The sequence below is a fragment of the Nitrobacter sp. 62-23 genome (genome assembly GCF_001897285.1).
In the GTDB taxonomy this organism is placed as follows: Bacteria; Pseudomonadota; Alphaproteobacteria; order Rhizobiales; family Xanthobacteraceae; genus Nitrobacter.
Genome location: NZ_MKSM01000006.1, coordinates 1 through 26,941 on the forward strand (window position 1 = coordinate 1; position 26,941 = coordinate 26,941).

Below are 26,941 nucleotides of genomic sequence, written 5' to 3' on the forward strand. Positions count from 1 at the left end.
AAGTCTGCCCGATAGCGCTTTCGAGCGAAGTGGGTACCGGTTCGCGTCCAGAAAACGCGTCAAATTAAAATCATAGAGCCCCGCTTCTGATTCCGCGTGATCGGGCGTCGGCGTCAGGGACGATTTTTGTAAGACGGAGCGCTGGCGCAAAAATACGCAAAATAAAAGACCAGCTTTCGCCGGTCCGATCTCGTCTCGATTCCAATGTCGTCTCAAGCCGTAGGGTGAGGCTGTCGTCCCCTGCGATGAGGCCCGATCCTGACAACTCCGGGGGGCTGGGGGCTGAGGATCCGGTGCCGAAAGAATCGGGCCATCGCAGAGCTGTTTGTTTCTCAATCCAGCGGGGCGGTTGCTTGACGGAAATTGGGCTGCATTATGATTTTTGATCACGGATCTGGTGATGACTGGCCGTCGCTCCGGCGCGGCTTTGCGGGACGGTTCCAGTTCGGTCTGTCGGAGGCACCCGCAAGCCTCTTGCGGTGAGGCCCATCCGGGGCGATCATGTCGTTGACCTGACAGGAGGCGCCGATGAGTTCGCTATCGGACGAGGTTGATCCGGGTGAGGCCCGTGCGGCGGAACGCGGCTCTGCCGCACTTTCCGTTCCCAGCCGCGTGACATTCAATCGTCTCGAACTCAACCGCATCCTCAATCTTTATGGACGCATGGTCGCAGCCGGCGAGTGGCGGGATTATGCGATCGATTTCCTCAAGGATCGGGCGGTGTTCTCGATCTTCCGCCGCGCCTCCGAGGTTCCGATCTACCGTATCGAGAAAGATCCGCGGCTGACGCGCAAGCAGGGCGCCTATAGCGTGATTTCGGCCAGCGGACTGATCCTTCGGCGCGGTCACGAACTCGACCGCGTCCTGCTTGTTATCGACCGCAAGCTGGCGCTGGTCTGACGCGGCTCCGGCCGTGGACCAGTGGGTGCCGTGGCCATATCGCGGGCGGTTGTTGCAGAAAATCTGGAAAATGCGAACAGCGGGATCGCCCGCGCCGGGATCGGCGGCGGGTTGAACGGCGGCTGCTTTCGGGAATCCATTGTGAGCAAATGCGGGATAAACCGCGATCGGGGCGTGACAAAGCGGCGATATTTCCCGAGAATCACGTGATCCGAGGAAGGTGGACGAATTTGTTGGCAGTGGCTGGCGCGAGAAGAATTCTGGCCGGTTTTGCAATGGCTTACGGCGCAATGGTGCTGATCTCAACCCGCGCCGATGCGGGATGGTGGTCGCGTGCCCCGGCTGATTTCGAGGAATGCGCTGCGAGCGCGCAAAAGAACGCGACCTCGCCCGAGGACAAGGACAAGCAGCTGACGGCGTGCGAGGCGCGGTTCGCCGGCCGGCGCAAGCCCGGCGGCGGCTATACCTATTTCGACTTCATGCAGAACAGGCATTTCGACATCGCGGGGCCGAACCCGACCGCGGAAGAGCAGAAACACATCGATGAGCAGTATGCCGCCTTTCTCAAGGACCAGCGGCGCAGCATCATCGCGGCGGCATTTCTTCAGAAGCGCCAGCAGGTCGAGCAGGCCACGGTGGCGGCTTCGGCTGTTGCCAAGCCGGCAACCGACCCTAAGACGCCTTCCGGCGGCGTCAGGCCTGCGGCCGCGCCAAAACCGGCCGAGGCGCGCATAGCCGTGCTTCCGCGTCCGCGTCCGAAAATGCTTGGCTGCGAAAAGGAACTTTTCTCGGCATGCAGCTGGTCGCGCATGTCAACCGGCGTGCGCGACCTCAAAAGGGCCCTGTTCGGCTCGTCCTCCGGCAAGGATGAGCGCAGCTAGAGCATGACCCTGCTCCGGGCCTGATGCGAGGCCGGAACCGGTTTTTGACAAGATCCTGCTCAATCAAAAAGACCCCCTGAGACGGGTTCAACGAAGTTGGATCAGCCTCGAATTGTGGTCGCGCCTGATGTAACCGCCAGGATCCGTCACGGCGCGGCTTGCCGGGTGATATGCGGCTTACCGATAAAATCCGCGCTCGCGAAAAGCAACGCGGGGGTTGATGCCGCAATAGGCATCGGTTCCAGATGCCGTGGCCATGCATTGCCGATAGGTCGAGAACTGGCAGTTTCCCGGATAACCCCACTGCTTGCCTTGCAGGCAGTATCTGTAGTCACGAGCTGATGCCGGCGAAGCAGCGGCGATCGTCAGGATGAAAGCGGTCAATAAAGCCACACCAAGCAAATTCTGCATCTCGCGTCTCCTTTGCGAATGAACGAACCGGAAACGAGGATGTTCCATAGATCGACAGATGCCATGGCGTCGACTGACGCGGCGAACAACTCGGCGTGTCGCTGACTTGGCCGGGATCGGCTTGCCGGCAAGGTGAACGCGGGACTACTCCGCGCTGCTGACCAGCTTGATCTTCGGGGCCGCCGCCTCGATCAGATCGTGATAGGCATCAAGGTAATCCAGCGCCATGCGGCGGGATGTGAAGCGCGCCTCGAATTCGGCCCGGATGGTCCTGCGGTCGAGCGTCGCTAGGCGGTCGACGGCTGTGGCGGCGCTGATCTCGTCCTCGACGATGAAGCCGGTCCGCCCGTCCTCGACAATCTCGGCAACGGAGCCGTGGTTGTAGGCGATGACCGGCGTTCCGCACGCCATGGCCTCGATCATGACGAGGCCGAATGGTTCGGGCCAGTTGATCGGCAGCAGCAGGCCGACGGCGCCGCTGAGGAAATCGGACTTCTCGCGGTCGCTGATCTCGCCGATATAGTCCACGAGCGGATGGTCCATCATCGGGCGGATGATTTCATCGAAATAGTCCTGATCGTCGCGGTCGATTTTCGCGGCGATCTTGAGCGGGATGCCGCAGCGAACGGCGATCTTGATCGCGCGGTCGACGCCTTTTTCCGGCGCGATGCGCCCGAGCACGGCAAGATAGCCCGGCGTGACCGGGCGCGGCGTCAGCAGATCTTTCGGAAGCCCGTGATGGATCGTGCGCAGCCAGCGGGCCTGCGGAACCGGACGGCGTTGCGCGTTGGAGATCGAAATCACCGGAATTGATGAAAATGCGTTGAAGACCGGCTGGTGCTCCGGAAGGTCGAGGCGTCCGTGAAGCGTCGTAAGAAACGGCGTCGGCTGGCGCGAGAACAGCGAGAACGGATAGTAGTCGAGATGGAAATGAAGGATGTCGAACTCTTCATCGTCGCATTTACGGCGGACCCGTTCCAGCATCACCGTATGCAGGGCGTTTGGATCCCGAACGGCACCGTCGAGCCGCAGGGCTTTCGGCCAGGTCGCATCGAGCCTAGCTGAGGTGCGAGAATCGCCGCTGGCGAAAAGCGTCACGTCGTGACCCAGGGCGACAAGCTCCTCGGTCAACCAGTAAACCACGCGTTCAGTGCCGCCATACAGTTTCGGCGGGACAGCCTCCGTCAACGGAGCAACCTGCGCAATGCGCATCTAATCGTCTCCTATCACATTCACGTTTTCATGAGATTGAAAGCCCTCGACAGCGCCAGCATCGCCATTTCGGGAACGCATTCGCGTCAGCGCAGTTCCCTACATTCTTTCCACATTGTCGTCTTGCTGATGCCATCACGGCCTTTCAGACAAGCAAGTGTTCCGATTCCGGAGTTCGCCTGCCCTTCACACAACCTCCGACGCAAACTTCGAAATCAAAGGGGCACGAGCAACTTTATGAATTCGGTGCGGGTTGGTTTCAGTTCGCTTTGACGGATTAGCCAAGACTGATGGAGCGAACTTCCGAACGAACCTCCACACTAGGCGGTCAATGCAACGAAGTTTCTGCGCATTGACGGCTTTTCTGAGGGTCTTGTGGGGCGGCTGGATCCAAGGCGACGTCGCCATCCGGTCAACTTCAATCAACTTCAAAGCGGCACGGTGGGAACGCATGAACGATTTTTCGGGATACGGCGGTCGGCCTTTCTCTTTCGTGATGCGCTATTGCCGCCAGCGGTCGGCCTCGCATCTCGTAATTCTCTTTTGCGTCGTGGCGGCGGTAACATGTTCGGTGGGAACGCAATACGGCGTCAAATCACTGGTCGATGCGCTGGCATACGGGCCCGGGCGTAGCGGCGCGGTATGGCTGGCACTTATCTTTCTTATCGCGCTGATCGCCGCCGACAATTTTCTGTGGCGGGTCGCGGGCTGGGTCGCGAGTTTCACCTTCGTCGGCGTCACCGGCGACCTGCGCCGCGATATTTTCCGGCATCTCACCGGCCATGCGCCGAGCTACTTCGCGGACCGGATGCCGGGGATGCTGACGAGCCGGATCACGGCGACATCGAACGCCGTGTATACCGTGGAGAACATGCTGGTCTGGAACGTGCTGCCGCCCTGCATCGCGACCGTCGCCGCGATCGCGTTGATCGGAACCGTCAGCCCGGCGATGGCGGCGGGGCTGACGGTTGTCGCCGGCGTCATGGTTGCGGCGATGTTCAGAATGGCGGCGGCGGGAAAACCCCTGCATGACGATTTCGCCGACAAGGCCGCGGCGGTTGACGGCGAGATGGTTGATGTCGTCAACAACATGCCGCTGGTCCGGGCGTTCTGCGGAATCCATCACGAGCATGACCGTTTCGACATCACAGTCGGCAGGGAGTTGAGCGCGCGCGGGCGAAGTCTTCGCTATCTCGAAAAGCTCAGGATCACCCATGCCGCCATCACCGTCGCGCTGACCATTTCGCTGCTGGTATGGGCCACCACGCTCTGGCAACGCGGCGGCGCCACCACCGGCGATGTCGTGCTGGTCTGCACGCTCGGTCTGTCGATTCTGCATGCGACGCGCGATCTGGCCGTTGCCCTTGTCGACATCACCCAGCATGTCGCGCGGCTGTCCGAAGCGGTCGCGACGCTGCTGGTTCCGCATGAGCTGACCGATCATCCCGAAGCCGAGCCGCTGCGCGGACATGGCGCGGCGGTTGCGTTCAACGCCGTGACGTTCCGCTATCCCGGCGGCGGGACGGTGTTCGAGCGTTTCAATCTCCGCCTTCAGCCCGGACAGCGCGTTGGACTGGTTGGCGAATCCGGTGGCGGCAAGTCGACGCTGTTCGCCCTGTTGCAGCGATTCTACGATCTCGAGCGCGGCAGCATCACGATCGACGGCCAGGACATTTCACGGGTCACGCAGCAGAGCCTGCGCGCCGCCATCTCCGTGGTGCCGCAGGACATTTCCCTGTTTCATCGCTCCATCCTCGAAAACATCCGCTACGGCCGTCCGACCGCGACCGACGACGAGGTGCTGCGCGCGGCGATCGCGGCGCGTTGCGATTTCGTCGAGAGCCTGCCCGAAGGGCTCGCGACCATGGTTGGCGATCGCGGCGTGAAACTCTCCGGCGGCCAGCGCCAGCGCATCGCCATCGCGCGCGCCTTCCTCAAGGATGCGCCGATCCTGCTGCTTGACGAGGCGACCGCGGCGTTGGACAGTGAATCTGAGGAAGCCATCCGCGAGGCGCTCGGTCGCCTAATGCGGGGCCGCACCGTGATCGCGATCGCGCACCGGCTTTCGACGTTGCGTGATTTCGATCGCGTGGTCGTGCTCAGGGACGGAAAGATCATCGAAGACGGCCAGCCCGGCCGCTTGATGCGCAAGGACGGACACTACGGGCAGTTGGTCGCGAAGGAGATGAGCCGCCTCTCGGTTCATGCGGCCTGAAACGCCGGGTTGGGGGCGGGTGTCGGCGGGGGCCGCGCGGCGATAAATCCGGGGGAGTCAGAATGACGGCAATCAAAGCCACGGCTGCTCAAATCAAGACGGCTGCTCAAATCAAGCTCCTGCCGTCGCCAGACGGTCTGGTGGAGGAGTCGCCGTTCTATATTCCGATGACGGGCCCCTCGGCCCGTCCGCGCCGCACGTTGAAGCACGACGACACCTTTGTGGTGCTCGACAGTCACGGTGATATCGGAGCCTCCGCGGGAGGACCCGACGGTCTGTTCAATACTGATACGCGCTATCTTGCCAGGCTCGAGATGGTTCTCAACGACATGCAGCCGCTTCTGCTCGGCTCCAATCTGCGCAACGATAATTCCGGTCTGACGGTCGATCTGACCAACCCGGATATCTACGACGGTAACCGGATCGTATTCCGCAAGGATACGATCCATATCGTGCGCACGGTTTTTCTCTGGCGCGGCACCGCGTATCAGCGGATCGGCATCCAGAACCACGGCGAGGAGACCGCGAGCTTCGATCTCTCCCTGCTGTTCGATAACGATTTCGCGGATCTATTCGAAGTGCGCGGCGAGCGTCGGGCCCGCCGCGGCGTCGGCACCGGCGAACTGTCCGATCTATCGACCGTCGTCCTGTCCTATGTCGGTCTCGACGACGTCGTTCGCACCTCGCGCCTGCATTTCGAGCCACGCCCGACGCGCCTGTCCGTCAACAGCGCGATCTATCATCTCGACCTGCCGGCGCAGCAGACTGCTGCGATATTTCTCACCGTGTCCTGCAACAAGCCGGCGACGGAGACGCCCGCTCCGTTTTATCGGAGCTTGCTGGCGCATCGCCGCGAAATGCGACGTGCCTGGTCCGGCGCGACGAATATCGAGACCTCGAACAACATCTTCAACGAGGTCGTATGCCAGTCGATGGCCGATCTGAATATCCTGATGACGCAGACGCCGCACGGTCGCTATCCCTATGCCGGAATTCCCTGGTACTCGACGACGTTCGGGCGTGATGGACTGATAACGGCGTTGCAGATGTTGTGGATCGATCCCGGCATCGCACGCGGCGTTCTCAACAGGCTCGCGGCGTTTCAGGCCCAGGTGGTCGATCCCAGCGCCGATGCGGAGCCGGGAAAGATTCTTCACGAGATGCGCGGCGGAGAAATGGCCGCGTTGCACGAGGTGCCGTTCGAGCGATACTACGGCAGCGTCGATTCGACGCCGCTGTTCGTGCTGCTTGCGGGACTCTACGTCGAGCGCACGGGCGATGAGTCGATCCTTGAAGGACTATGGCCGGCGATCGAGGCGGCCCTGGGCTGGATCGACGGGCCTGGCGATCCCGACGGCGATGGTTTCGTCGAGTACCGCCGCGCGTCCGAACAGGGCCTTGCCAATCAGGGCTGGAAGGATTCGTTCGACGCGATATTCCATGCCGACGGCACGCTTGCGGAGGGCAATATCGCGCTGGCCGAGGTGCAGGGTTATGTCTTTGCCGCCAAGCGGTCGGCGGCGCGGTGCGCAAGCGCGCTCGGTCTGACCGATCGCGCCCGTGAACTGGAACGCGCCGCGGAACGTCTGGCGTCCCGGTTCGAGGAGGCGTTCTGGCTGCCGGATCTGCGCACCTACGCGCTGGCGCTCGACGGAAAGAAGCAGCCTTGCAAGGTACGGACGTCGAATGCCGGACAGTTGCTGTTCACCGGCATGGTCCGGGAAGAGCGGGCGCGCATGGTCGCCGCCGACCTGATGCGGTCGCAGCTCTTCACCGGCTGGGGGATTCGCACTGTCGCCGCCGGGGAGGCGCGTTACAACCCGATGTCCTATCACAACGGCTCGATCTGGCCGCACGACAATGCGCTGATCGCGCTCGGACTCGCGCGATACGGCCTCAAGCATTCGGTCGAACAGGTCTTCAAGGGATTGTTCGACGCGGCCACCTACATGGATCTGCGGCGGTTGCCGGAACTGTTCTGCGGCTTCCGGCGCGAGCCACGGCGCGGGCCGACGCTCTATCCGGTCGCCTGTTCGCCGCAGGCATGGGCGAGCGCCACCCCTTTCACGCTGCTGGAAGCGGCGCTGGGTCTGGAGTTTGATGCCGCACGGAACGAGATCAGGCTGCGCAACCCGCGGCTTCCGGCATTCCTGAACGAGATCATCCTGCGTGGGCTGCATCTTGGCGAATCCAGTGTCGATCTGCGCCTGCGCCGTCATGATGAAGATGTGTCGCTCGAGGTGTTGCGCACGCGTGGCCACATTCAGGTGTCGATCGTTCTGACGCGCTAAACCGCTTTCGCGCGCCGCGATTTCAATTGGGCAGCGAGGACTCATGTCTCGAACAGGTTCGACGAAAGCCGTTCTTTCGATCGCCGTCCTGGTGCTCGCCGCCATGCACGCGATGGCCGACGACGCGGTTCAGCCGCAGGCCGGTCCCGCCCCCGCAAGTCCGCCGGTAGCAGCAAGTCCGCCGGCGGCCGCAAAGCCTTCGGACAAGGCGACCGCTCCGCCGCCATCGATCACCGTGATCGGTCCGGCCGATGCCCATAGCGTGTTGGGACGCGAGGTGCGAAGCACGAGCGGTCAGGACATGGGGCGGATCGTCGATGTGATCGTGGACCGGGCAGGCGCGGTTCGCGCCGCCGTGATCGATTTCGGCGGCTTCCTTGGGGTCGGCAGCCGGAAGATCGTGGTCGACTGGAATGCGCTTCGCTTCGGCAAGGTGAAGGGCGCGAGTGACAGCATCAGCCTCGAACTGACGCAGGACCAGGTGAAGGCGGCGCCGGAATACAAGGAAGGCGCGCCTGTCGTGGTGCTGGGCGCGTCGGGAACTCTTCAGCCCCTCAACCTGGGTCCTTGATCAGGGAGGTATGCAATCTGTTTTGCGCGACGGGCCCAACGATCGTCCGATCCGGATAGCGTGCGCCAGCGGCGGGCGAGCGTAGGAGATGTGGATCCGCCGCCCCCGGCCGGCGGGCAGGACCCTCATCCGTCGGCACAAAGCCAGCGTGGTCTCGACTGGTTCATTTTCTTTCTTGCCGACGTGCAAACCGGATTCGGTCCCTTCGTCGCGGTCTATCTCACCACGCAGAAGTGGACGCAGTCCGAGATAGGGCTGATTCTGTCGATCGGCGGGATTGTCGGCCTGATCGGTCAGATGCCGGGCGGCGCGATTATCGATGCCGCCCGTTCGGAGCGTCTGGTTGCGGGGCTCGCCGTCGCCACGATCGGCGTCAGCGCTCTCGCCTATGCGGCCTGGCCGATCTTTCCGGTCATTGCGCTGGCGGCGATCCTGCATGCCGCGGCGAGTTGCGTGCTCGGCCCTGTGATTGCCGCCATCAGCCTCGGCCTTGTGGGGCCGCGAGCGATCGGCGAGAGGCTCGGACGCAATGCGCGCTTCGCCTCGCTCGGCAACGGCGTGGCGGCGGGCGTGATGGGCGTCGTCGGCTATCTGGTGTCGAGCCGGGCGGTGTTCGTGGTGAGCTTTGCCTTTGCGGGCGCGACGCTGCTTGCGCTGGCGCGGATCCGCGACCGGGAAATCGATCCGGAACAGGCCCATGGAGCCATTGCGCGCGTCGAGCCGGATCCCGACGCGACCAGCGTCGTCCATCTTCTGCATCAGAGGCCGCTGGTCATTTTCGCCTGTACGGTTTTCCTGCTCCAGTTCGCCAATGCGGCGATGCTGCCGTTGATGGCGGGCATCGTGACCGAACGTTCAAGCGAGGGCGCGCCGGCGCTGATCGCGCTCTGCATCATCGTCCCGCAGGCGATCGTCGCCTTGATCTCGCCATCCGTCGGCCGCAAGGCGCAAGCCTGGGGGCGCCGCCCGCTGCTCATGATCGCCTTCGTCGCGCTGGCTGTTCGGGGGCTTTTGTTTGCGACGGTCCACGATCCGTCGCTGCTGGTTGTGGTGCAGGTGCTGGACGGCGTCACGGCCGCGGTCTTCGGCGTCATGATCCCGCTCATTGTCGCAGACGTCGCCTTCGGCTCCGGTCATTTCAACCTCGCGCAGGGCGTTATTGGCACCGCCACCGGAATAGGCGCGTCACTCAGCACGGTAGTTGCCGGTACCATGAGCGATCACTTCGGGCATGGCGTCGCGTTCACGGGATTGGCCGCCGCCGCATTATCGGGCCTGCTGGTGGTCTGGACCCTCATGCCTGAAACCCGCCCTGCGGGACTGCCGCGGTGAGGGTCGTAAGCCCGCACGTTTCGAGCATGATCCCGAAAAGTGAAAACCGGTTTTTGGAAAAGATCATGCTCAAACAAAAAGATAAGCGGACGAGTCTGGCGCCCGCTTCCGATCCATCAAAAACGAAAAGGCACCTAACGGTGCCAGGGTTCCGAACTGCTTTTCTCGAATTCCTTGATCTGCAATTCGTATTCTTCGGCGAGCTTGAGCAGGCGCTTTTCGGTGAACGAATCGGTGCCTTTTGCAAGACGGCGGCAGCGTTCTGCCTGTTGTCTCAGGAAATCGATATCCATGATGCCATCGGGTTTTTGAAGTCCTGAATGTCAGCCCGCCTTCAATGCTCGTCAGCAAAGCGCCGTCGAGGATCTAAACCGAAAAGGAAGCCACGATCCCCGGATCAATGCGAATGCTGGGTAACCTGCGCAGCGGTTTTGCGTTCCCGGTTATGCACAGGAGTTACGGTGGCTCAGGGAAAGGCGGCGCGTCCAAACGCTGCAGATGTCGTGTAATATCGGGGAGACTCGAAGGGTCTGCGCTGCCGCTCCTTGCGGGCGGCGGCGGGGTTCTGCGCGGTCGTCGTCCTTTCGGCGCGCAGCGCGTTTGCCGGCAAGGGTTGGTTCGCACGGGATTGGTTCAGCGAGGAGTCATGGCAACGTTGCTTCTTCCCTTTTCGCCGCGCTTCATCGTCCTGACGATCTGCGCGGTGGTCACGGCGCTTCTGGTTGGCCTCGGGATCGAGGACCGCGGGATCCGCGACGTGCTCATTGTTCCGATCCTGATCTTCGGGGCGCTGACCGCGCTCGGGATCCGGGATCTCCTGCAAAAGAGTCACGCCATCCTGCGCAACTATCCGATTTCGGCGCACATCCGTTTCCTGCTTGAAGAAATCCGCCCGGAGATGCGGCAGTATTTCTTCGAGAGCGAAAAGGACGGCATGCCGTTCAGCCGGGACACGCGCTCCGTGATCTACCAGCGCGCCAAGATGATGCTCGACAAGCGTCCGTTCGGCACCCAGGAAAGGGTCTATGGCGAAGGCTATGAATGGATGCACCATTCGATGGCGCCGACGCTGCATGCGGAGGAGAAGTTCCGCATTACCATCGGCGGACCGGATTGCGCGAAGCCCTATTCGGCCTCGGTCTTCAACATATCCGCGATGAGCTTCGGCGCGCTCAGTCCCAATGCGGTGCGCGCGCTCAATGCCGGCGCCAAAAAGGGTGACTTCGCCCACGACACCGGCGAGGGCGGCGTCAGTCGTTACCATCGCGAAGCTGGCGGCGACCTGATCTGGGAGATCGGCTCCGGCTATTTCGGCTGCCGCAATCCTGACGGCAGCTTCAATGCCCGCGAATTCGCGCGCGTCGCGGCCGACGACCAGATTAAGATGGTCGAGCTCAAGATCAGCCAGGGAGCCAAGCCCGGCCATGGCGGTGTCTTGCCGGCCGCCAAGGTTTCCGAGGAGATTTCCAGCATTCGCGGCGTCGGCATGGGAGAGGACTGTATTTCGCCGTCCCGTCACAAGGCATTCTCGACGCCGGTCGGCCTGATGAAATTCATCGCCGAGATGCGGCGCCTGTCGGGTGGCAAGCCGGTCGGGTTCAAGCTCTGCATCGGGCACAAATGGGAATTTCTCGCCATCTGCAAGGCGATGCTGCAAACCGGAATCTATCCCGATTTCATCGTCGTCGACGGCAAGGAGGGCGGCACCGGCGCCGCGCCGCTGGAATTCATGGATCACCTCGGCATGCCGATGCGCGAGGGCGTCAACTTCGTCCATAATGCGCTGATCGGCATCAATGCACGTGACCGGATCAAGATCGGCGCGTCCGGCAAGATCGCAACCGGATTCGACGTCGCGCGCGCCATGGCGCTCGGCGCAGACTGGTGCAACTCGGCGCGCGGCTTCATGTTCGCGCTTGGCTGCATTCAGTCGCTGAACTGTCACACCGATCGCTGCCCGACCGGAATCGCCACGCAGGATCCGTCGCGCAGCCGCGCATTGGTGGTGCCGCACAAGCTCGAGCGGGTCTACAACTATCATCGCGCCACGTTGCTCGCGCTCACCGAGCTGATCGCCGCGGCGGGACTGGAGCATCCGAGGGAGCTGCGCCCGATCCATTTCTCACAGCGCGTATCGAATACCGAGGTGGCATCATTCGACGCGCTTTATCCAACGTTGCGGCAAGGGGAACTGCTCGACGGCACCACCGATCCGCGCTTCCGCGACGCCTGGGCGCGGGCGCAGGCGGATTCGTTCGCGCCGGCGGATAAGGGTGGTTGAGCAGCTTCAAAACTCTCCGTGCAGTCGTCCGGAAAACACATGCACGGGGCCGCGGTCGGCGTTGTAGGCGGGGTTCGTAATGAACTGATAGTCTGCGGTCAGCGTGAACCGCTTGTCCAGCGCGTAGGCATAGTAGGCTTCCAGCACGCGCTCGCGGCGGTAGTTGAGCTGGCCGTCGCCGATAAGCACGCCGAGGCCGCCGGCGGCGATGAAGTCGCGGTGATCCCGTGACAGCGCGTTGATCGCGCCGCCGAGGCCGATCACGTCGTCCGGCCGGCTCCAGCGCGCGCCCTTGATCGAGGCGCCGAGCGCGAGGCTGGCGTCGATGTCGGTGAACGCCATGATCTCGGTCTTGCCGTCGTTCCAGCTCCAGCGGCCGAACAGCCCGATGTCGTCGGTGACCGCCTGCTCGACGTTGACGACATAGCCGTACTTGATGCGCCCTGTGCGGGTCTGCGCGATGTCGAGGTCGAAAGCGGGATTGTTCAGCGTGTCGCGATAGCTGCCCATATAGGCGCTGTTGATCCAGCCGAGGGTCCGGATCGCGCCGGGCCGCCCGAACAGAGAGTGTCGCGTCTCCAATTCCACCACATATTCGCCGCGCTGGAACAGGCGGGTGTCGAAGCTGTTGGAGTTCGATTCCGAATCCATCAGGAAATAGCCGCCGCGCAGCGCCCAGCGTTTCTGGTTAAGTTCCGCTGTCACGCCGTAGCTCAGTCCGACCTTGTCGGCGGAATAGTCGAAGGCGCCCGGCGCCCACAGCGCCCAGTTCATGAAGTCCTTGCGGGTGTCCTTGGCATAGGCGTTGCCGTCGAAGACGTCGGTCACCGCGAACTTGCCGGCCTGAACTGTCAGCCGCGAAATGTCGGCCTTGCCCGCCAGTTGCGTCGGTCCGCTGGGCAAATCCTCCTGCTCGCCGCCGAAGCCAAAGGTCTGGCGCACGAACAGCCGCGACGTATTGTAGTGCGGGTAGGGGAAGTTGGACTTTTGCGCTTCGCCGCTCGGGAAGCCTGCGACGCCGACGGTATCGCTGAGGCCGAACCCCTGCAGCAGTTCGGGGTTGTAATAGACCTCGCCGCCGTCCCAGAGCCGCGCGTTCAAAAACAGGCTGTTGCTCCAGGTCGCCTGATATTGCGCGGCCGGACTCAGGCTGTTGGCGCCGCTGTAGGGCGCGCGGAACGACGGATAGCCCTGGCCGAGATAGGTGGTCTGGCCGTGAATCTCCCAGCGGTCGGATTCGGGATCGGCGAGGGCCCCGATATGACGGTCCGCGATTCCGGTCGAGTCACCGAACTGACGGTTGAGCCCGATGCGGATCGACTGAAAATCCATCGTCGAGGCGTATTGCGCAGCCGACGGGAACTGAACGGCCGCCTTGTCGAACCGGTAATAGAGATATTCGAGCCGGGCGCTCCAGTGCGGCGCAAAGGCGTATTCGAGGCCTGCGCCGGCAGCCCACCCGAGACGCATGTCAAGCGACTTCTCCTGATCGCCCGACGGCAGAACGTTGAGATAGCGTTCGCCGGTGAAGGCAAGGCCGCCGCTGGCAAAAGCGAGCCACGGGCCTATTGCATAGCCGATCCGTCCGCGCGCCGATCCGATAAAGTCCCATTGATGCGTGACGTCGGAGCGCGGACTCGCGAGCGTTGAGATGATCGAATTCGAATCGATGTAGCTCGGAAACGAGATGTCGGCTTCGAGGCCGAGCAACAGGCCTGAGGGAAGCCGGAGGTTGTAGCCGGCCTGGATGCCACCGATGATGCCGCCGAAATCATTGCGGCCGATGGTCGGCGCAGGGTCGACGAGCGACGCCGCCGACCGGCCGCCACCAAACCCGGCATGTGCGCCGATATAGAGGCCGGTCCAGTCGAAGGCGGTCATGGGGCGGGCGGTCTCGACCACGGGCAGGTCTGCCGCGCGCGCGAACTCTTTCGGCGCCAGCAGGCTCGCCGTCAGGCTGGCGAGAACGCATGTCGCGCGTCCTAACGCTTGCACCGGCCGCACGTGACCCAATCTCATCCGCCCTGTCACAAGTTTCATCCGCCAAGCCGACGCAAACCACCGAGTGGGACGTGGTTGCTGCTGCCTTCGATATTATTGCAACTAATTCGCAATAGCAACTACTATCAAGCACCCCCCAAGGAAACGCCCAGAGCCATCCAGAAATCCCATCCGGGTGTAACGGGGGTACGACGGGATTTGGCCGCGACGCCGTGCAGGAGAGCCAAAAACCATGGGTTTGCGGGTGGACGGCGGGTTGGGGACAGGATTGCCGGGTGCGTCGCGTTGATGGCGGCGGCAAATGCCGACGCGGGCGTTGTCGCAGCGGTTAGCCCCGATCGCCCGGGCCGGCCGTCAGCACCGCCGGATCGAACCGCGCCATGTCGGCCAGCAATTCGCAGAACGCGCGGGCGCCGTGCTCGATAAGTCGCTCGCCCTTTTCCGCCGACGCCTGGGTCGCATCGCCCACCGCGCCGCTCGGGTGAAGGTCCTGCGTCTGCCATGCAAACGGCGCCGGCCGCTGCGTGCCGAGCCAGCGATAGGTTTTTTCGATCGCGATGCTCGCAGGACGGAAGTTTGCGATTCTGTCGCGGCGGACGTGTTCCGGGTAGCGCGCCAGCATGATTGAGGTTTCAACCGCGCCGCCGTGGATGCCGTGACGCAATTCCGCCGCATCGAACAGCCCGTCCGGCACGCCGAAGCGCGACCACGCGGTGGTGACCGCGAGCATCCGATGCCGCGCACGCAGGTCCTGCGCCACCATCGTCATCGTCGCGCTGTTGCCGCCGTGACTGGACACCATCACGATTTTTCGAATCCCGCTCCGCGCGACCTCTTCGCCGAGCGCGGTCCACCCCTTCAGCGCCGCCTCGTTGGTCAATGTCTGCGTGCCCGGAAAGTCGGTGTGCTCGGTTGAAATGCCGACCGGCTGCACCGGCAGAACGGTCGCGGGTATGTGCTGCGGCAGCAGCTTGCGAAGGCGCGCAAGGTAGGCTTCCGCGATCAGCACGTCGGTCGAAAGCGGCAGATGCGGACCGTGCTGCTCGGTCGCCGCCAGCGGCAGCACCGCGATCCAGTTTGCAGCCGCGCCAGGCGGCACGTCGGGCCAGTGGATGGCGAGCCAGTCGAAAGGGGGTATCCGGGTCATATCACGCAGCGTTTCATCGAGCCGGAATGCGGGCTATAGCGTTTGCGGGCGAAGCATGTCCTCGGGCAGCCAGGGTTCGCGCCGATCCCGGTCGCCTCCCAATCATGAGCCAGAACGATCGAGAGAGTCCAATGATGCGTCTTGTCCTTCTGCTGCGAACGTTAACGGCCGGACTGGTGCTGGCGCTTGGCCTCACCGCGGGCGCTGTGGCCTCGCCAGCGCTGGACAAGGTCTCCTTTGGCACCAACTGGGTCGCCGAGGGCGAGCACGGCGGCTTCTTTCAGGCGCTGGCCGACGGCACCTACAAGAAATACGGCCTCGACGTGACCATCGTGCCGGGCGGCCCCAACGTCAATAACCGGGTGCTCCTGATTTCCGGCAAGCTCGATTTCTTCATGACCGCGAACACGCTGCAATCGTTCGATGCGGTTGCCAACAACGTGCCGGTCGTCGCGGTTGCCGCCATGTTCCAGAAGGATCCGCAGGTTTTTCTCGCGCATCCTGAATCGAAGGTGACGAAAATCGAGGACCTGAAGCCGCTCACTCTGTACGTCTCCAAGGAAGGCATCGCGAGCTACTTCCAGTGGCTCAAATCGGAGTATGGTTTCAGCGGAGAGAAGGTCAAACCCTATACCTTCAACGCGCAGCCCTTTCTCGCCGACAAGAACAGCGCGATGCAGGGCTACGTCACCTCGGAACCGTTCGCGGTGGAGAAGCGGGCCGGTTTCAAGCCGACGGTGATCCTGCTTGCGGATGCCGGATTCAACCCGTATTCGACCCTGATCGAGACCCGTCGTGATCTGGTCGAGCACAAGCAGGACCTCGTGCAGCGCTTCGTCGACGCCTCGATCGTCGGCTGGTATACTTACCTGTACGGCGACAACACGGCCGGCAATGCCATGATCAAGAAGCTCAATCCCGAAATGACCGACGATCTCCTGGCCTATTCGGTGGCGAAGATGAAGGAGTATGGCATCGTCGATTCCGGCGACTCCTTGCGCGACGGCATCGGCGCCATGAGCGATGCGCGCTATGCGAACTTCTTCGACAAAATGGTACGGGCAGGCGTGGTGCGCCGGGACATCGATTTCCGCAAGGCCTATACGCTGCAGTTCGTCAACAAGGGCGTCGGTCTCGACTTGAGACCTGAGAACTTGCGGCCCAAGAGCTCGCCGATCAAGAAATAGATCCGGTGCCGATGATCGAGCCCGCAACAGCGCCATCCGAGTCCGGCACGAGTCCGCGCGTGGGTGACGCCGTGAGCATGAAGGGCGTCACGAAACGCTACGACGGCGGTGTGGCGGCGCTGGGACCACTCGATTTCAATGTGCGCAAAGGCGATTTCGTGTCGCTGCTCGGGCCGTCCGGCTGCGGGAAATCGACCGCGCTACGGATCATCGCCGGCTTGAGCGCGCCGACCTCCGGCACGGTTCATGTTGCCGGCGGCGGCCGCTCCATCGGCTTCGTGTTTCAGGAGCCGACGTTGATGCCGTGGGCCAGCGTGCGCGACAATGTGGCGCTGCCGCTGAAGCTTGCGCGCCGTTCACGCTCGGACATCGAGGGACATGTCGAGTCCGCGCTGGCGCGCGTCGGGTTGGCCGAATTCGCGGCCGCCTATCCGCGCGAATTGTCCGGCGGCATGAGGATGCGGGTGTCGCTGGCGCGCGCGCTCGTCACCGATCCGGATATTCTTTTGATGGACGAGCCGTTCGCGGCGCTCGACGAGATCACCCGCTTCCGCCTCAACAACGATCTGCTGGCGTTGTGGCGCGACTTGCGCAAGACCGTCATCTTCGTCACCCATTCGGTGTTCGAGTCGGTCTATCTGTCGCGCCGCGTCGTGGTGATGACGCCGCGCCCCGGCCGGATCAGCGCCGAACACCGCATCGACACGGTCGAGCCGCGGGACGAGGATTTCAGGACCTCGGCGGAATATGCCGCCTATTGCCGCGAGGTGTCGGCCGCGCTGTCGCGGGCGGCGGCACGCCCATGACCGTCTCCGCTCCGTCAGCGCCAGCCGGCCGCGAGGCATCGGAACGCGATCGGCGCGCGCCGGTCGCGCGCGTGCTGTTGCCGGTCGCGGTGCTGGGAGCCGGCGTTCTGGTGTGGCATGTCATCGTGCAGGTCTATGCCATTCCGCCCTATGTGTTGCCGGGCCCCATGCTGGTGGCGACGACGCTGGTACGGGACTGGCCGATCCTGTGGCAATCGCTGCTGACGACCCTGCTGACCACCGCCGAGGGTTTCGCCGCGGCAGTGGTGGGCGGCATCGCGCTGGCGCTCTTGTTCAATCAGTCGAAATGGCTGGAGCATGCGCTCCTGCCCTATGCGATAATCCTGCAGGTCACGCCGGTGATCGCGATCGCGCCGCTGCTTCTGATCTACCTGCCGCAGCAGACCGCGGTGGTGGTCTGCGCCTGGATCGTCGCGTTCTTTCCGGTGCTGTCGAACACCACGCTGGGCCTTAATTCGGTGGATCGTAATCTGGAGGGGATGTTCCGCCTTTACGGCGCATCGCGGCTGCAGACGCTGCGTCATCTGAAACTGCCGGCGGCGCTGCCCTACATCCTCGGCGGATTGCGCATCGCCGGGGGCCTGTCGCTGATCGGAGCGGTGGTTGCGGAAATCGCGGCGGGGTCGGCCGGCGCCGGCTCCGGGCTCGCCTACAGGATCGCCGAATCCGGTTACCGGCTCAACATTCCGCGCATGTTCGCGGCGTTGTTGTTGCTCTCGGTTGCGGGCATTGTCATTTATATGTGCCTTGCGGCGGTGTCGTATCTGATGTTGCGGCGCTGGCACGAAAGCGCGCTCGGAAAGGACAACTAGTGGCTGCGCCTGCCTCATCGGACAAGATTGACCTGCTGGTTTACGGGCCGCCCAAGCCGACCGTCGACAACGGCTTCACCGACCGCTTCGTGCTGCATCATGCCGAGAAACAAGCCGATCTGGAGAGGCTCGCGCCCGCGGTCGCCGGAAAAATCCGTGGCATGGCCGTCACCTGTCTGGTGCCGGCCGGCAGCGTGGTGCAGGCGCGTTTTCCCGAACTCGAAATCATATCGACCTTCGGCGTCGGCTACGATCACGTCGATACGGCTCACGCGCGCGACCACAACGTGGTCGTCACCAACACGCCGGATGTTCTGACCGAGGAGGTTGCGGACGTCGCGCTTGGCCTTCTGATCGCGACGCTGCGCGATTTCGTCAGGGCGGATCGCCATGTGCGGGAGGGATCGTGGGCGACGCGGAATTTTCCCCTGAGCGCCGGCTCGCTGCGCGACCGCACGGTCGGCATGGTCGGCATGGGCCGGATCGGTCAGGCGATTGCTCGCCGGCTCGATGCGTCGCGGGTACCGGTCGTCTATCATTCGCGCAGGCCGGCGGCGGGCGTGTCCTATCGGCACTATCCGAACCTGATCGAGATGGCGAAGGAGGTGGATACGCTGATCGTCATCACGCCGGGAGGGGCATCGACGGAGAAGCTGATCAATGCCGATGTGCTGGCGGCGCTCGGGACGCGCGGCGTCGTCATCAACCTGGCGCGCGGCTCGGTCATTGACGAACCGGCACTGATCCATGCCCTGAAATCCGGCATTATCCTGGCGGCTGGTCTCGACGTGTTCGCCAAGGAACCGCACGTTCCCGAGGAGTTGCGCGCGTTGCAGAACGTGGTGCTGTTGCCGCACATCGGTTCGGCGTCGGTGGTGACGCGCAATGCGATGGACCAGCTTGTCGTTGACAACATCAGGGCCTGGTTCGCCGGCAAGCCGCCGCTGACGCCGGTTCCGGAAACACCGGTGAAAGGGCGATAGCATGGGCACGTCGAGGGGCCGCGGGCCGGCGTCGCGCAAGCCATGGCTTGTCCTTGCCGCCGTCGCGACGCTGATGACCTGCGGGTCGGCCGCATCGGCGCAGGATGCCGCGGCCTTGAAAAAAAGCATGATCGGGCAGTGGGAGCTGTCGACGACCGAACGCAGCAAGACCTGCGTCGTGACGCTTGGGAGCGAGTCGTCGCCGCACGGTCTCAAGCTCGACCTTGAGCCTGGCTGCGCGGTATCCCTGCCGTTCACGAAGGACATCGCGGCCTGGACCGTCGCCGGCCTCGATATCGTGCGCTTGCAGACCGCCGCCGGAGAGCCGGTGATCGACTTCACCGAAGTCGAGAGCGGCATTTTTGAAGGCCGGCGGGAGAATGAAGGCATCTACATCCTGCAAAATCTCGCCGAAGCCCGCTCGCTCGCCAAATCGATGGATCAGATGATCGGCGACTGGGCTTTTGTCCGGGGCAACGGCCAGACCGTCTGCGGTATTACGCTGACCAACACCGAGGTTCCGCCGGACAATTTCCAGGCTTTTCTCAAACCCAAATGCGATCCTGCGATCGCCAGCTTCAAGCCGGAGGTCTGGCGGCTCGATCATGGTGAAATCCTGCTGATGTCGGCGGACGGAGAAACGTGGCACTTCCAGGCCGACGACAACGCGCAGTGGCGACTCGTTCCCGACACCGCAAACCCGCTGATTCTCGTGAGACAGTAGACATCGTCATCTCCGCCGCGGACTGATCGCCGGCCGGTCTGATGCGACACGAGGCGCAGTGTGACGTTCGCCACAGCGTCACGCGCGCGCGCCGGTCATGCTGAGGGAGCGACCTCAATGTCTCCCGTCAGCCGACATGCGTTGAGGATTCGCTTCACGACGAACACAGGAGGTCACATGGCCAGCATGAGCTTGAACGGCGGCATCGCGCCGCTGTCCAATGCCGAACTCGATCAGGTGAGCGGAGGGTTGTTTCCCTTCATCGCCCTCGGCGTCGCCTTGGGAATAGCCTATTGCATCGCAGACGGTACGCTCGATCCTCCGCCTGCGCCCAAAGGCGATTTCCCGACCGGCCCGAAAAACGCTGCCTGATTAGCGGAATAGGTGAGAGAAACGTCGTGCCGCCTGGTGCGGCGTTTCGTGTGAACGACAAGCTGAGCGTCTGCTGCAACGGAATGCAGATCTTAGATCGGAGAGTCTTTCACCATTTCATGGCAACCGTGAAAGACTCTGGCATCTTGATTTAACGCGTTTTCTTCACGCGAGCCGGTATCCACTCCGCTCGAAAACGCCCTACATCAGCCGCAAGCCTTTCAGGCTGGCGTGGCCGTTCTTGCCGACGATGATGTGGTCGTGCACGGAAATCCCAAGCGGCGCGGCGATATCGACGATCGCCTTGGTCATCTGGATGTCGGCCTGTGACGGCGTGGGATCGCCGGACGGATGGTTGTGGACCAGGATGATCGCGGTCGCCGACAGCTCGAGTGCGCGCTTGACGACCTCGCGCGGATAGACCGGCGTGTGATCGACGGTGCCGACCTGCTGCAATTCGTCCGCGATGAGCTGGTTGCGCTTGTCGAGGAACAGAATACGGAACTGCTCCTTGTCGGCGAACGCCATCGAGGTCCGGCAATAGTCGATCACCGCGGTCCATGACGACAGCATGGTCCGCTGCTTCAGTTGTCCCTTGGCCACGCGGTTGGCGGTTGCCGCGATCAGCTTGATCTCGATGATCGCTGCCTCCCCGAGCCCGCTGATTTCGCGGAGCCGGGCGTCGGGCGCATGAACCACTTCGGCGAACGACCCGAACCTGCCGATCAGGGTCTTGGCCAGCGGCTTGACGTCCCGGCGCGGCAGTGCGCGGAACAGCACCATTTCGAGCAGCTCGTAGTCGCTGAGCGCATCCGGTCCCGCGTCGCGAAATCGCTCCCGCAGCCGCTCGCGATGGCCGTGGTAATGCGGCGCTTCGGCAAATCCTGGGGGGCTCTTGGCGTCTGCGGGCATCAGGATGCAGCGAACCGGTTGGTTACCGCAACCTTGCTGCGGTCGACGGTATTTGCAACCCCCATTCGGGGAGACGAGTCACGAAAGGGCAAGCGGTCCAACGCGATCTTTGACCGGGTTGGAGATTCAGCCTCCGGAGAGCGGATTGTTGAGGCCGCGCGGCGATAGCGTGAAGATTTCGACTCCGGTCTGGGTCACGCCGACCGAATGTTCGAACTGCGCCGACAGCGAGCGATCGCGGGTCACGGCGGTCCAGCCGTCGGACAGGATCTTCACGTGCGGCCTGCCCAGATTGATCATCGGCTCGATGGTGAAGAACATACCCGGCCTGAGAGGAACGCCGTCGCCGGGTCGGCCGACATGGATGATGTTCGGCTCGTCGTGGAATATGCGGCCGAGGCCGTGGCCGCAGAAGTCGCGCACCACGCTCATGCCCTGCGGTTCGACGAAACTCTGGATGGCGTGGCCGATGTCGCCGGTCGTCGCGCCGGGCTTGACCGCGGCGATGCCGCGCATCATCGCCTCATGGGTCACCTCGATCAGCCGTTCCGCCTTTCGCGCGATCGGGCCGACCGCGTACATCCGGCTCGAATCGCCGTACCAGCCATCGACGATTAGGGTTACGTCGACGTTGACGATATCCCCCTCTTTCAGGGCGCGATCGCCGGGCATTCCGTGACAGACCACGTGGTTGATCGATGTGCAGGTCGAGTAGCGATAGCCGCGATACATCAGCGTCGCCGGATAGGCGTCGTGGCTGAAGGCGAATTCGCGCACGAACTCATCGATTTGCGAAGTCGGTACGCCCGGTTTCACCAGGTCGCCAAGTTCGTCGAGGCAGCGCGCCGTCAGGGCGCCGGCCTTGCGCATGCCGGCGAATCCGCTCGGGCCGTGCAGCTTGATCTGCCCGGTCTTGCGCAGGGAGGTTTCTGTGGCTTCGACGTAGCTCATCTCAATCTGATTTTTGGAAAGATAAGGCGTGGTCCACCTCTAGTGTAGTGCATGGCGCTGCCAGCGCAAGCTCGACAACTTGATGAGGCTTCGAGCCGGTGATCCGGCTTCGGATCAGGACCGGTGTTGAGCCGTCCACAGGCTCGTCGCTGCCGGGGTGCGTCGTGTTGACGCCCGCCCGGCTCCATCGCCGCGCCGGCCGGCTTCGATGAGTTCCTATCAAGCGGCGATACAACGGTTTTTACGCATGGCAGCCGCGCTCCGGAGAGCGTGACGCTGATGGACAGAAATCGGTTGGCGCGCGGCGATGGCGGCGATAAGGATGAAAATGCAAGTGTTTACAGCTTCGGACCTTTGATGGCATCTCTGGATTCGGTCAGTCTGGCGATCTTGCTCGGCGCGATTCTGGTTATGGCCGGAATCCTGTCGAGCCTGTTGGCGCTGCGATTCGGCGCCCCGTTGCTGCTGGTGTTTCTGTTCATCGGCATGCTGGCGGGGGATTCCGGGCCCGGCGGCCTGTCGTTCAGCGACGTCCAGAACACCTATCTCGTCGGGTCGGCCGCGCTGGCCCTGATCCTGTTCGACGGCGGCCTGAAGACGCGATTCCAGAGCATCCGCACGGTCCTGGCGCCCTCGATGGTGCTCGCCACGTTCGGCGTGCTGCTGACCGCGCTCGTCACCGCGCCGGTCGCGAAATATGCGCTCGATCTCAACTGGACCGAGGCGCTGCTGATCGGCGCGGTCGTCGCCTCCACCGACGCGGCCGCGGTGTTTCTGCTGGTGCATGCGCAAGGGCTGCGGCTGCGTCCGCGCGTCGGCGCCACGCTGGAAGCGGAGTCCGGCACCAACGATCCCTTCGCGGTGTTCCTCACGCTGATGCTGGTGGAACTGATCTCGGTGGGCGACAGCTCGGTCTGGCATGTGGTGATCGAGTTCCTGCGAGAGTCGATGCTCGGTGGGATCGTCGGTCTGATCGGCGGGCGGATTGTGGTCGCCGCGCTGAATCGCGTGGCGCTTCCCCAGGGGCTGCACGCGCCGTTTGTCACGACCGCGGCGCTCGTGATCTTCGGGGTGGCGCAGATATCCCACGCGTCCGGGTTTCTCGCGGTCTATCTCGCGGGAATCATCATCGGCAACCGCCCGACCCGCGCCCACAACTCCGTCGTGACGTTTCTCGATGCCGCCACCTGGCTGGCGCAGATCGTGATGTTCGTGCTGCTGGGTCTGCTGGTCTCGCCGCAGCGCCTTTTGGATAGCGTCGTGCCGGCGGTGCTCGTCGCGCTGGTGCTGATGCTGGTGGCGCGGCCGCTCGCGGTGTTCCTCTGCCTCGCGCCGTTTCGCTTCAACTGGCGGGAAAAGCTGTTCATCGCCTGGACCGGGCTGCGGGGCGCGGTCGCGATCTTCCTCGCCTCGATCCCGATGCTGGTCGGCTTGTCGAAGGCCTATCTGTATTTCGATGTCGCGTTCGTGGTGGTCATCATCTCGCTGCTGCTGCAGGGCTGGACCCTCGCCGCGGCTGCGCGGCGGCTTCATGTGGCGCTGCCGCGCGCCGAACGAGGCCCGCGCCGCGTCGAACTCGATCTGCCGGGGCAACTCGAGCAGCAGCTGGTCGGCTATCCGGTGCGGCAGAAGAGCCTGTTCCTGCGGCGCGGGCTGATTCCATCCTGGTCGAAGCCGACGCTCGTGATTCGCAACGAGAAAATCCTGACCCCGGCCGAAGCGGCGCCGATCGCCGCGGGAGACTACCTCTATCTGCTCGCGCCGCCGGAAAAGGCCGAGGCGCTCGACCGCTTCTTTGTCGAGATGCAGCCGATGGCATCGCCGGACCCGCATCTGCTCGGCGACTTTCTGGTCTCGGGCGAAATCACCGTAGGGGATCTCGCGCAGATCTACGGCATTTCCGTCGATCCGGCGGCCGCGCAACTGACGCTGGCGGATTACTTCGACGTCAATCTTGACCGTGCTCCGAAGGACGGCGCGACCTTGCCGCTCGATACCATCGTTCTTGTCGCGCGCAACATCAGCGAGGGCCGCGTCAACGTTGTCGGCCTCCGGCTGCCCGAAGACGAAGAGAAACCGCCGTCGCTGACGCGGACGGCGGCGCTCCGGCAGAAAGCCTCGAAAGCCTGGTCGTCAATTGCGCGGATCTGACCGCTAGGTGGTGGTGACGATTTAACTATCTGAGCCATATTGCGATTGCGGCGAGTTTGACGAAGCTCATGAAGTTGACGAGGAGCTTGTCGTACCGGGTTGCGACACGCCTGAACTGTTTGAGCTTGGCGAAGAAGCGCTCGATGCGGTTGCGCTCCTTGTAGAGATCGACGTCGTAGGTTCGTTGGACCTTTCGGTTGCGCTTGGGCGGGATAACGACCTCGGTGCCGGCTTCGGCGATCCTGTTTGCGAGGTGATCGGCGTCGTATCCCTTGTCGGCGATGGCGACATCGGCCTTGATGCCGTCAATGAGGTCGTGGGCGAAGGCGATGTCGTTGCGCTGGCCGGGCGAGGCGATTAAGCGAATGGGGAGGCCAAGCGCCTCAGTGGCGGCGTGGATCTTGGTGCTCAGGCCGCCGCGAGACCGGCCAAGGCCCTGGGCATCCGCCCCCCTTTGACCTTGCGCGCTCCGGCGGCGTGCTGATGAGCGCGAACGATGGTCGAGTCGATCATCAGCCATTCCAGATCGGCTTCGCGGGCAAGCCTGGCCAGCATGTCGTCCAGAACGCCCATTTCGATCCAGCGATAGTAGCGCCGCTTTACCGAGCGGTAGTCGCCAAGCCGCTCCGGCAGATCGCGCCAGCGGCCACCAGAACGCGCCATCCATAGCAGCGCGTCGAGGAGCTTGCGGTTATTCGTGCGCGGACCGCGCTTGCCCTTCGTACCGCCCGGCACAAAACTCTTGATCCGCTCCCACTGGTCGTCACGAAGCGCATCGCAGTCCATCGCCGATCTCCAAAATCAGCGTTGAATCTGATTTGCTCTGCAAAGGGAATCCCTGTTCCTTAAATCGTCACCACCACCTAGAGTCTTTCACCGTTTCAGGGAAACAGTGAAAGACTCTAGTGGAGTGAATTTGACATTCGCTACCCACTTTGCAGCGAACGTGTCAGGCGAATGTCAAATTCAAAACTCCACTAGAAACCTGATAGTTGCTAGTGGTCCTTTGATTCTAACATTTGCAAGAACTCCCTGCCGCAACGGGATGCAAATGTTAGAATTTGGACCACTAGGCTCTTGATTTGACGCGTTTTCTTCACGCGAAACCCGTCCCTATCCTCGTCACGCCCGAGGACATGTTTCGCTTGAAAACGCTTTAGATCAGGCGGGCAAGATCAGGTGGGCAGGACCTCGGTGCCGCCGAATGCGGCGACCCGCCCGCGTTTGAGCATCACGATATGCGAGGCAAGCTGGCGCAGTTCATCCGGATCGTGGCTGACATAGACCATCGGCACGCCGGCTTCGTCGCGCAGCCGCATCAGGTAGGGCAGGATCTCCGCCTTGCGATCCTCATCCAGCGATCCCAAAGGTTCATCCAGCAGCAGGAGTCTGGGGCGTGAGAGCAGCGCACGGCCGAGTGCAACCCGCTGCCGCTCGCCGCCTGAGAGTTGGCCGGGGCGACGATCCAAAAGGTGACCGATATTGAGCATGTCGTTAAGCCGTGTTTCCTGCGCGGGGTCGCGGGTCAGGCGGTTCATCCGGCGTCCGTAGTCGAGGTTCCGTCGCACATCGAGATGCGGAAACAGCCGGGCATCCTGGAAGACATAGCCGATGCGGCGCTGATGCACGGCGATATGGAGAGATTTCGTGGTGTCGTCGAGCGCTTCGCCGTCGACCGAGATCACGCCGCGATCGGGCTTCTGCAACCCGGCGATCATGCTAATAAGCGATGTCTTGCCGGCGCCTGACGCCCCGAACAGCCCGGTGACGCGCCCTTCGCTGGTAAACGCGACCTCGACCGAGAAATCGCCAAGCTGTTTCGACACCTCGACATGCAGCATGGTCAGTTTCCGTGCAGGCGGCGGGTCGCGCGACGCGCGAACACCTCGGAGGTGACCAGCGCCGCCATGGACATGACGATCGACACGATCACCAGCCGCAGCGCCGCCGTGTCGCCGTCGGGCGTCTGGATCAGCGAATAGATCGCCGAGGAAATCGTCTGGGTCTCGCCCGGAATATTGGACACGAATGTGATGGTCGCACCGAATTCGCCGATCGCTTTGGCGAAGCCGAGCACCATGCCGGCCAGAATGCCCGGCAATGCCAGCGGCAGCGTCACGGTGGCGAAGACCTGCCACGGCGATGCCCCAAGCGTGCTCGCGGCCTGCTCCAGCCGCCGGTCCACGGCTTCGATCGACAGCCGGATCGGCCGCACCAGCAGCGGAAACGACATCACGCCGCAGGCGAGCGCCGCGCCGGTCCAGCGGAATGCGAAAACGATGCCGAGGTGATCGGCGAGCCAGCCGCCGACCAGCCCGCGTTTGCCGAAGGTCAGAAGCAGGAGATAGCCGGTTACGACGGGGGGCAGCACCAGCGGCAGATGAACCGTGGCATCGATAACCGATTTGCCCCAGAACTCGTATCGCGCCAGCGCCCATGCCAGTGCGATGGCGATCGGCGTCGCCAGCAGGGTCGCGACCACGCCCACCTTGAGTGAGAGCAGGACCGCCGTCCATTCGGTGGGAGAAATTTCAAACATGCGCTTGCAATATTGTTGTCGCTACGGAGACAAGACGGGACTGGCGAACCAAACTCGCTCCTGGAGCCTCGCTTCCGGCGAAATCGGAAGCGGAGCTCCAGGGGTCTGTTTTGACGCGCCATCTTCAAGCGAACCGGCATCCGATCCTCAGGCCGGGCCCGAGGATGCTTCGCTCGGATACGCTATCGCTCAGGGACGATACGCAAGCCGTCCCCCAGACGAAGCAATGAGACGAAGCAAT

The 26,941-nt window shown here is 63.1% G+C and carries 24 protein-coding genes; 15 read left to right on the forward strand and 9 right to left on the reverse strand.

All coding sequences use genetic code 11. From position 1 onward, the window contains the following. Positions 1 to 528 precede the first annotated feature (528 nt). Positions 529 to 900, forward strand: coding sequence for a DUF2794 domain-containing protein (locus BGO16_RS00705; RefSeq protein ID WP_292616238.1), 372 nt, complete (start codon positions 529 to 531; stop codon positions 898 to 900). Positions 901 to 1,175: 275 nt separating this feature from the next. Further along, positions 1,176 to 1,781 (forward strand): hypothetical protein, encoded by a 606-nt coding sequence (locus BGO16_RS00710; RefSeq protein ID WP_292616240.1) that lies wholly within the window; start codon positions 1,176 to 1,178, stop codon positions 1,779 to 1,781. Between the two features lie 177 nt (positions 1,782 to 1,958). Here BGO16_RS00710 and BGO16_RS00715 read toward each other — a convergent pair whose 3' ends face one another. Further along, on the reverse strand, positions 1,959 to 2,192 hold the full coding sequence (locus tag BGO16_RS00715) for a DUF3551 domain-containing protein (protein ID WP_292616242.1): 234 nt from the start codon (positions 2,190 to 2,192) through the stop codon (positions 1,959 to 1,961). A 144-nt stretch (positions 2,193 to 2,336) separates the two neighbouring features. Continuing rightward, positions 2,337 to 3,404 (reverse strand): glycosyltransferase family 4 protein, encoded by a 1,068-nt coding sequence (locus BGO16_RS00720; RefSeq protein ID WP_292616244.1) that lies wholly within the window; start codon positions 3,402 to 3,404, stop codon positions 2,337 to 2,339. Positions 3,405 to 3,855: 451 nt separating this feature from the next. Here BGO16_RS00720 and BGO16_RS00725 point away from each other — a divergent pair, with 451 nt between their 5' ends. The 6 genes from BGO16_RS00725 to BGO16_RS00750 all read left to right on the forward strand — a co-directional run bounded on the left by BGO16_RS00725 (position 3,856) and on the right by BGO16_RS00750 (position 12,094). After that, positions 3,856 to 5,619, forward strand: a complete 1,764-nt coding sequence (locus BGO16_RS00725) for an ABC transporter ATP-binding protein (protein ID WP_292616245.1) — start codon at positions 3,856 to 3,858, stop codon at positions 5,617 to 5,619. Positions 5,620 to 5,681: 62 nt separating this feature from the next. Beyond that, the gene (locus BGO16_RS00730; RefSeq protein ID WP_292616247.1) at positions 5,682 to 7,910 is read left to right on the forward strand and encodes an amylo-alpha-1,6-glucosidase; all 2,229 of its coding nucleotides are present in this window, start codon (positions 5,682 to 5,684) and stop codon (positions 7,908 to 7,910) included. A 103-nt stretch (positions 7,911 to 8,013) separates the two neighbouring features. Next, positions 8,014 to 8,481 carry a PRC-barrel domain-containing protein gene (locus tag BGO16_RS00735; protein ID WP_292616322.1) on the forward strand — a complete coding sequence of 156 codons (468 nt, stop codon included), beginning with the start codon at positions 8,014 to 8,016 and terminating at the stop codon, positions 8,479 to 8,481. Positions 8,482 to 8,571: 90 nt separating this feature from the next. Beyond that, positions 8,572 to 9,813, forward strand: a complete 1,242-nt coding sequence (locus BGO16_RS00740) for an MFS transporter (RefSeq protein ID WP_292616249.1) — start codon at positions 8,572 to 8,574, stop codon at positions 9,811 to 9,813. A 26-nt stretch (positions 9,814 to 9,839) separates the two neighbouring features. Continuing rightward, positions 9,840 to 10,133: a hypothetical protein gene (locus BGO16_RS00745; RefSeq protein ID WP_292616251.1), complete on the forward strand. Its 294-nt coding sequence runs from the start codon at positions 9,840 to 9,842 to the stop codon at positions 10,131 to 10,133. A 326-nt stretch (positions 10,134 to 10,459) separates the two neighbouring features. Beyond that, positions 10,460 to 12,094 carry an FMN-binding glutamate synthase family protein gene (locus tag BGO16_RS00750; RefSeq protein ID WP_292616253.1) on the forward strand — a complete coding sequence of 545 codons (1,635 nt, stop codon included), beginning with the start codon at positions 10,460 to 10,462 and terminating at the stop codon, positions 12,092 to 12,094. 6 nt (positions 12,095 to 12,100) lie between these two features. Here the strand turns inward: BGO16_RS00750 and BGO16_RS00755 are convergent, their stop codons facing one another. Then, positions 12,101 to 14,113, reverse strand: coding sequence for a carbohydrate porin (locus BGO16_RS00755; protein WP_292616256.1), 2,013 nt, complete (start codon positions 14,111 to 14,113; stop codon positions 12,101 to 12,103). Between the two features lie 310 nt (positions 14,114 to 14,423). Beyond that, positions 14,424 to 15,242, reverse strand: coding sequence for a creatininase family protein (locus BGO16_RS00760; protein WP_292616258.1), 819 nt, complete (start codon positions 15,240 to 15,242; stop codon positions 14,424 to 14,426). A 134-nt stretch (positions 15,243 to 15,376) separates the two neighbouring features. Here BGO16_RS00760 and BGO16_RS00765 point away from each other — a divergent pair, with 134 nt between their 5' ends. The 6 genes from BGO16_RS00765 to BGO16_RS00790 all read left to right on the forward strand — a co-directional run bounded on the left by BGO16_RS00765 (position 15,377) and on the right by BGO16_RS00790 (position 20,147). Continuing rightward, positions 15,377 to 16,429, forward strand: coding sequence for an ABC transporter substrate-binding protein (locus BGO16_RS00765; RefSeq protein WP_292616324.1), 1,053 nt, complete (start codon positions 15,377 to 15,379; stop codon positions 16,427 to 16,429). 11 nt (positions 16,430 to 16,440) lie between these two features. Continuing rightward, positions 16,441 to 17,235: an ABC transporter ATP-binding protein gene (locus BGO16_RS00770; protein WP_292616260.1), complete on the forward strand. Its 795-nt coding sequence runs from the start codon at positions 16,441 to 16,443 to the stop codon at positions 17,233 to 17,235. After that, complete coding sequence (locus BGO16_RS00775) at positions 17,232 to 18,068, forward strand: ABC transporter permease (protein WP_292616262.1); 837 nt, start codon at positions 17,232 to 17,234, stop codon at positions 18,066 to 18,068. The genes BGO16_RS00770 and BGO16_RS00775 overlap by 4 nt, the downstream gene beginning before the upstream one ends. Then, complete coding sequence (locus BGO16_RS00780) at positions 18,068 to 19,051, forward strand: 2-hydroxyacid dehydrogenase (RefSeq protein WP_292616264.1); 984 nt, start codon at positions 18,068 to 18,070, stop codon at positions 19,049 to 19,051. The genes BGO16_RS00775 and BGO16_RS00780 overlap by 1 nt, the downstream gene beginning before the upstream one ends. A gap of 73 nt (positions 19,052 to 19,124) precedes the next feature. After that, entirely contained in the window at positions 19,125 to 19,775 is a 651-nt protein-coding gene (locus tag BGO16_RS00785; protein ID WP_292616325.1) for an AprI/Inh family metalloprotease inhibitor, read from the forward strand. Positions 19,776 to 19,952: 177 nt separating this feature from the next. Then, the gene (locus BGO16_RS00790) at positions 19,953 to 20,147 is read left to right on the forward strand and encodes a hypothetical protein (RefSeq protein ID WP_292614247.1); all 195 of its coding nucleotides are present in this window, start codon (positions 19,953 to 19,955) and stop codon (positions 20,145 to 20,147) included. Between the two features lie 201 nt (positions 20,148 to 20,348). Here BGO16_RS00790 and radC read toward each other — a convergent pair whose 3' ends face one another. Together radC and map are read right to left on the reverse strand one after the other, a co-directional pair. After that, a complete protein-coding gene (gene radC / locus BGO16_RS00795) occupies positions 20,349 to 21,059 on the reverse strand; it encodes a DNA repair protein RadC (RefSeq protein WP_292616268.1) in 711 nt (236 codons plus the stop codon). Positions 21,060 to 21,185: 126 nt separating this feature from the next. Then, entirely contained in the window at positions 21,186 to 22,010 is an 825-nt protein-coding gene (map, locus tag BGO16_RS00800) for a type I methionyl aminopeptidase (RefSeq protein ID WP_292616270.1), read from the reverse strand. Between the two features lie 357 nt (positions 22,011 to 22,367). Here map and BGO16_RS00805 point away from each other — a divergent pair, with 357 nt between their 5' ends. Further along, a complete protein-coding gene (locus BGO16_RS00805; protein WP_292616273.1) occupies positions 22,368 to 24,161 on the forward strand; it encodes a potassium/proton antiporter in 1,794 nt (597 codons plus the stop codon). Between the two features lie 25 nt (positions 24,162 to 24,186). On the opposite strand, the gene BGO16_RS00810 is transcribed toward BGO16_RS00805, so the two are convergent. The 3 genes from BGO16_RS00810 to modB all read right to left on the reverse strand — a co-directional run bounded on the left by BGO16_RS00810 (position 24,187) and on the right by modB (position 26,700). Then, positions 24,187 to 24,947 (reverse strand): IS5 family transposase gene (locus BGO16_RS00810; protein WP_292616275.1). Its coding sequence is split into 2 segments (ribosomal slippage): positions 24,187 to 24,608 and positions 24,608 to 24,947, totalling 762 coding nucleotides; the frame shifts between segments, so codons are not numbered across the junction. 389 nt (positions 24,948 to 25,336) lie between these two features. Further along, positions 25,337 to 26,002 (reverse strand): molybdenum ABC transporter ATP-binding protein, encoded by a 666-nt coding sequence (gene modC, locus BGO16_RS00815; RefSeq protein WP_292616277.1) that lies wholly within the window; start codon positions 26,000 to 26,002, stop codon positions 25,337 to 25,339. Between the two features lie 2 nt (positions 26,003 to 26,004). Next, a complete protein-coding gene (gene modB, locus BGO16_RS00820) occupies positions 26,005 to 26,700 on the reverse strand; it encodes a molybdate ABC transporter permease subunit (protein ID WP_292616279.1) in 696 nt (231 codons plus the stop codon). Positions 26,701 to 26,941: the final 241 nt, after the last annotated feature.

Coding starts and splice junctions, on each gene's coding strand:
- BGO16_RS00705 (WP_292616238.1), top strand. CDS start 529: ATGAGTTCGCTATCGGACGAGGTTGATCCGGGTGAGGCCCGTGCGGCG.
- BGO16_RS00710 (WP_292616240.1), top strand. CDS start 1,176: ATGGCTTACGGCGCAATGGTGCTGATCTCAACCCGCGCCGATGCGGGA.
- BGO16_RS00715 (WP_292616242.1), bottom strand. CDS start 2,192: ATGCAGAATTTGCTTGGTGTGGCTTTATTGACCGCTTTCATCCTGACG.
- BGO16_RS00720 (WP_292616244.1), bottom strand. CDS start 3,404: ATGCGCATTGCGCAGGTTGCTCCGTTGACGGAGGCTGTCCCGCCGAAA.
- BGO16_RS00725 (WP_292616245.1), top strand. CDS start 3,856: ATGAACGATTTTTCGGGATACGGCGGTCGGCCTTTCTCTTTCGTGATG.
- BGO16_RS00730 (WP_292616247.1), top strand. CDS start 5,682: ATGACGGCAATCAAAGCCACGGCTGCTCAAATCAAGACGGCTGCTCAA.
- BGO16_RS00735 (WP_292616322.1), top strand. CDS start 8,014: ATGCACGCGATGGCCGACGACGCGGTTCAGCCGCAGGCCGGTCCCGCC.
- BGO16_RS00745 (WP_292616251.1), top strand. CDS start 9,840: ATGATCCCGAAAAGTGAAAACCGGTTTTTGGAAAAGATCATGCTCAAA.
- BGO16_RS00750 (WP_292616253.1), top strand. CDS start 10,460: ATGGCAACGTTGCTTCTTCCCTTTTCGCCGCGCTTCATCGTCCTGACG.
- BGO16_RS00755 (WP_292616256.1), bottom strand. CDS start 14,113: ATGAGATTGGGTCACGTGCGGCCGGTGCAAGCGTTAGGACGCGCGACA.
- BGO16_RS00760 (WP_292616258.1), bottom strand. CDS start 15,242: ATGACCCGGATACCCCCTTTCGACTGGCTCGCCATCCACTGGCCCGAC.
- BGO16_RS00765 (WP_292616324.1), top strand. CDS start 15,377: ATGCGTCTTGTCCTTCTGCTGCGAACGTTAACGGCCGGACTGGTGCTG.
- BGO16_RS00770 (WP_292616260.1), top strand. CDS start 16,441: ATGATCGAGCCCGCAACAGCGCCATCCGAGTCCGGCACGAGTCCGCGC.
- BGO16_RS00775 (WP_292616262.1), top strand. CDS start 17,232: ATGACCGTCTCCGCTCCGTCAGCGCCAGCCGGCCGCGAGGCATCGGAA.
- BGO16_RS00785 (WP_292616325.1), top strand. CDS start 19,125: ATGACCTGCGGGTCGGCCGCATCGGCGCAGGATGCCGCGGCCTTGAAA.
- BGO16_RS00790 (WP_292614247.1), top strand. CDS start 19,953: ATGGCCAGCATGAGCTTGAACGGCGGCATCGCGCCGCTGTCCAATGCC.
- radC (WP_292616268.1), bottom strand. CDS start 21,059: ATGCCCGCAGACGCCAAGAGCCCCCCAGGATTTGCCGAAGCGCCGCAT.
- map (WP_292616270.1), bottom strand. CDS start 22,010: ATGAGCTACGTCGAAGCCACAGAAACCTCCCTGCGCAAGACCGGGCAG.
- BGO16_RS00805 (WP_292616273.1), top strand. CDS start 22,368: ATGGCATCTCTGGATTCGGTCAGTCTGGCGATCTTGCTCGGCGCGATT.
- modC (WP_292616277.1), bottom strand. CDS start 26,002: ATGCTGCATGTCGAGGTGTCGAAACAGCTTGGCGATTTCTCGGTCGAG.
- modB (WP_292616279.1), bottom strand. CDS start 26,700: ATGTTTGAAATTTCTCCCACCGAATGGACGGCGGTCCTGCTCTCACTC.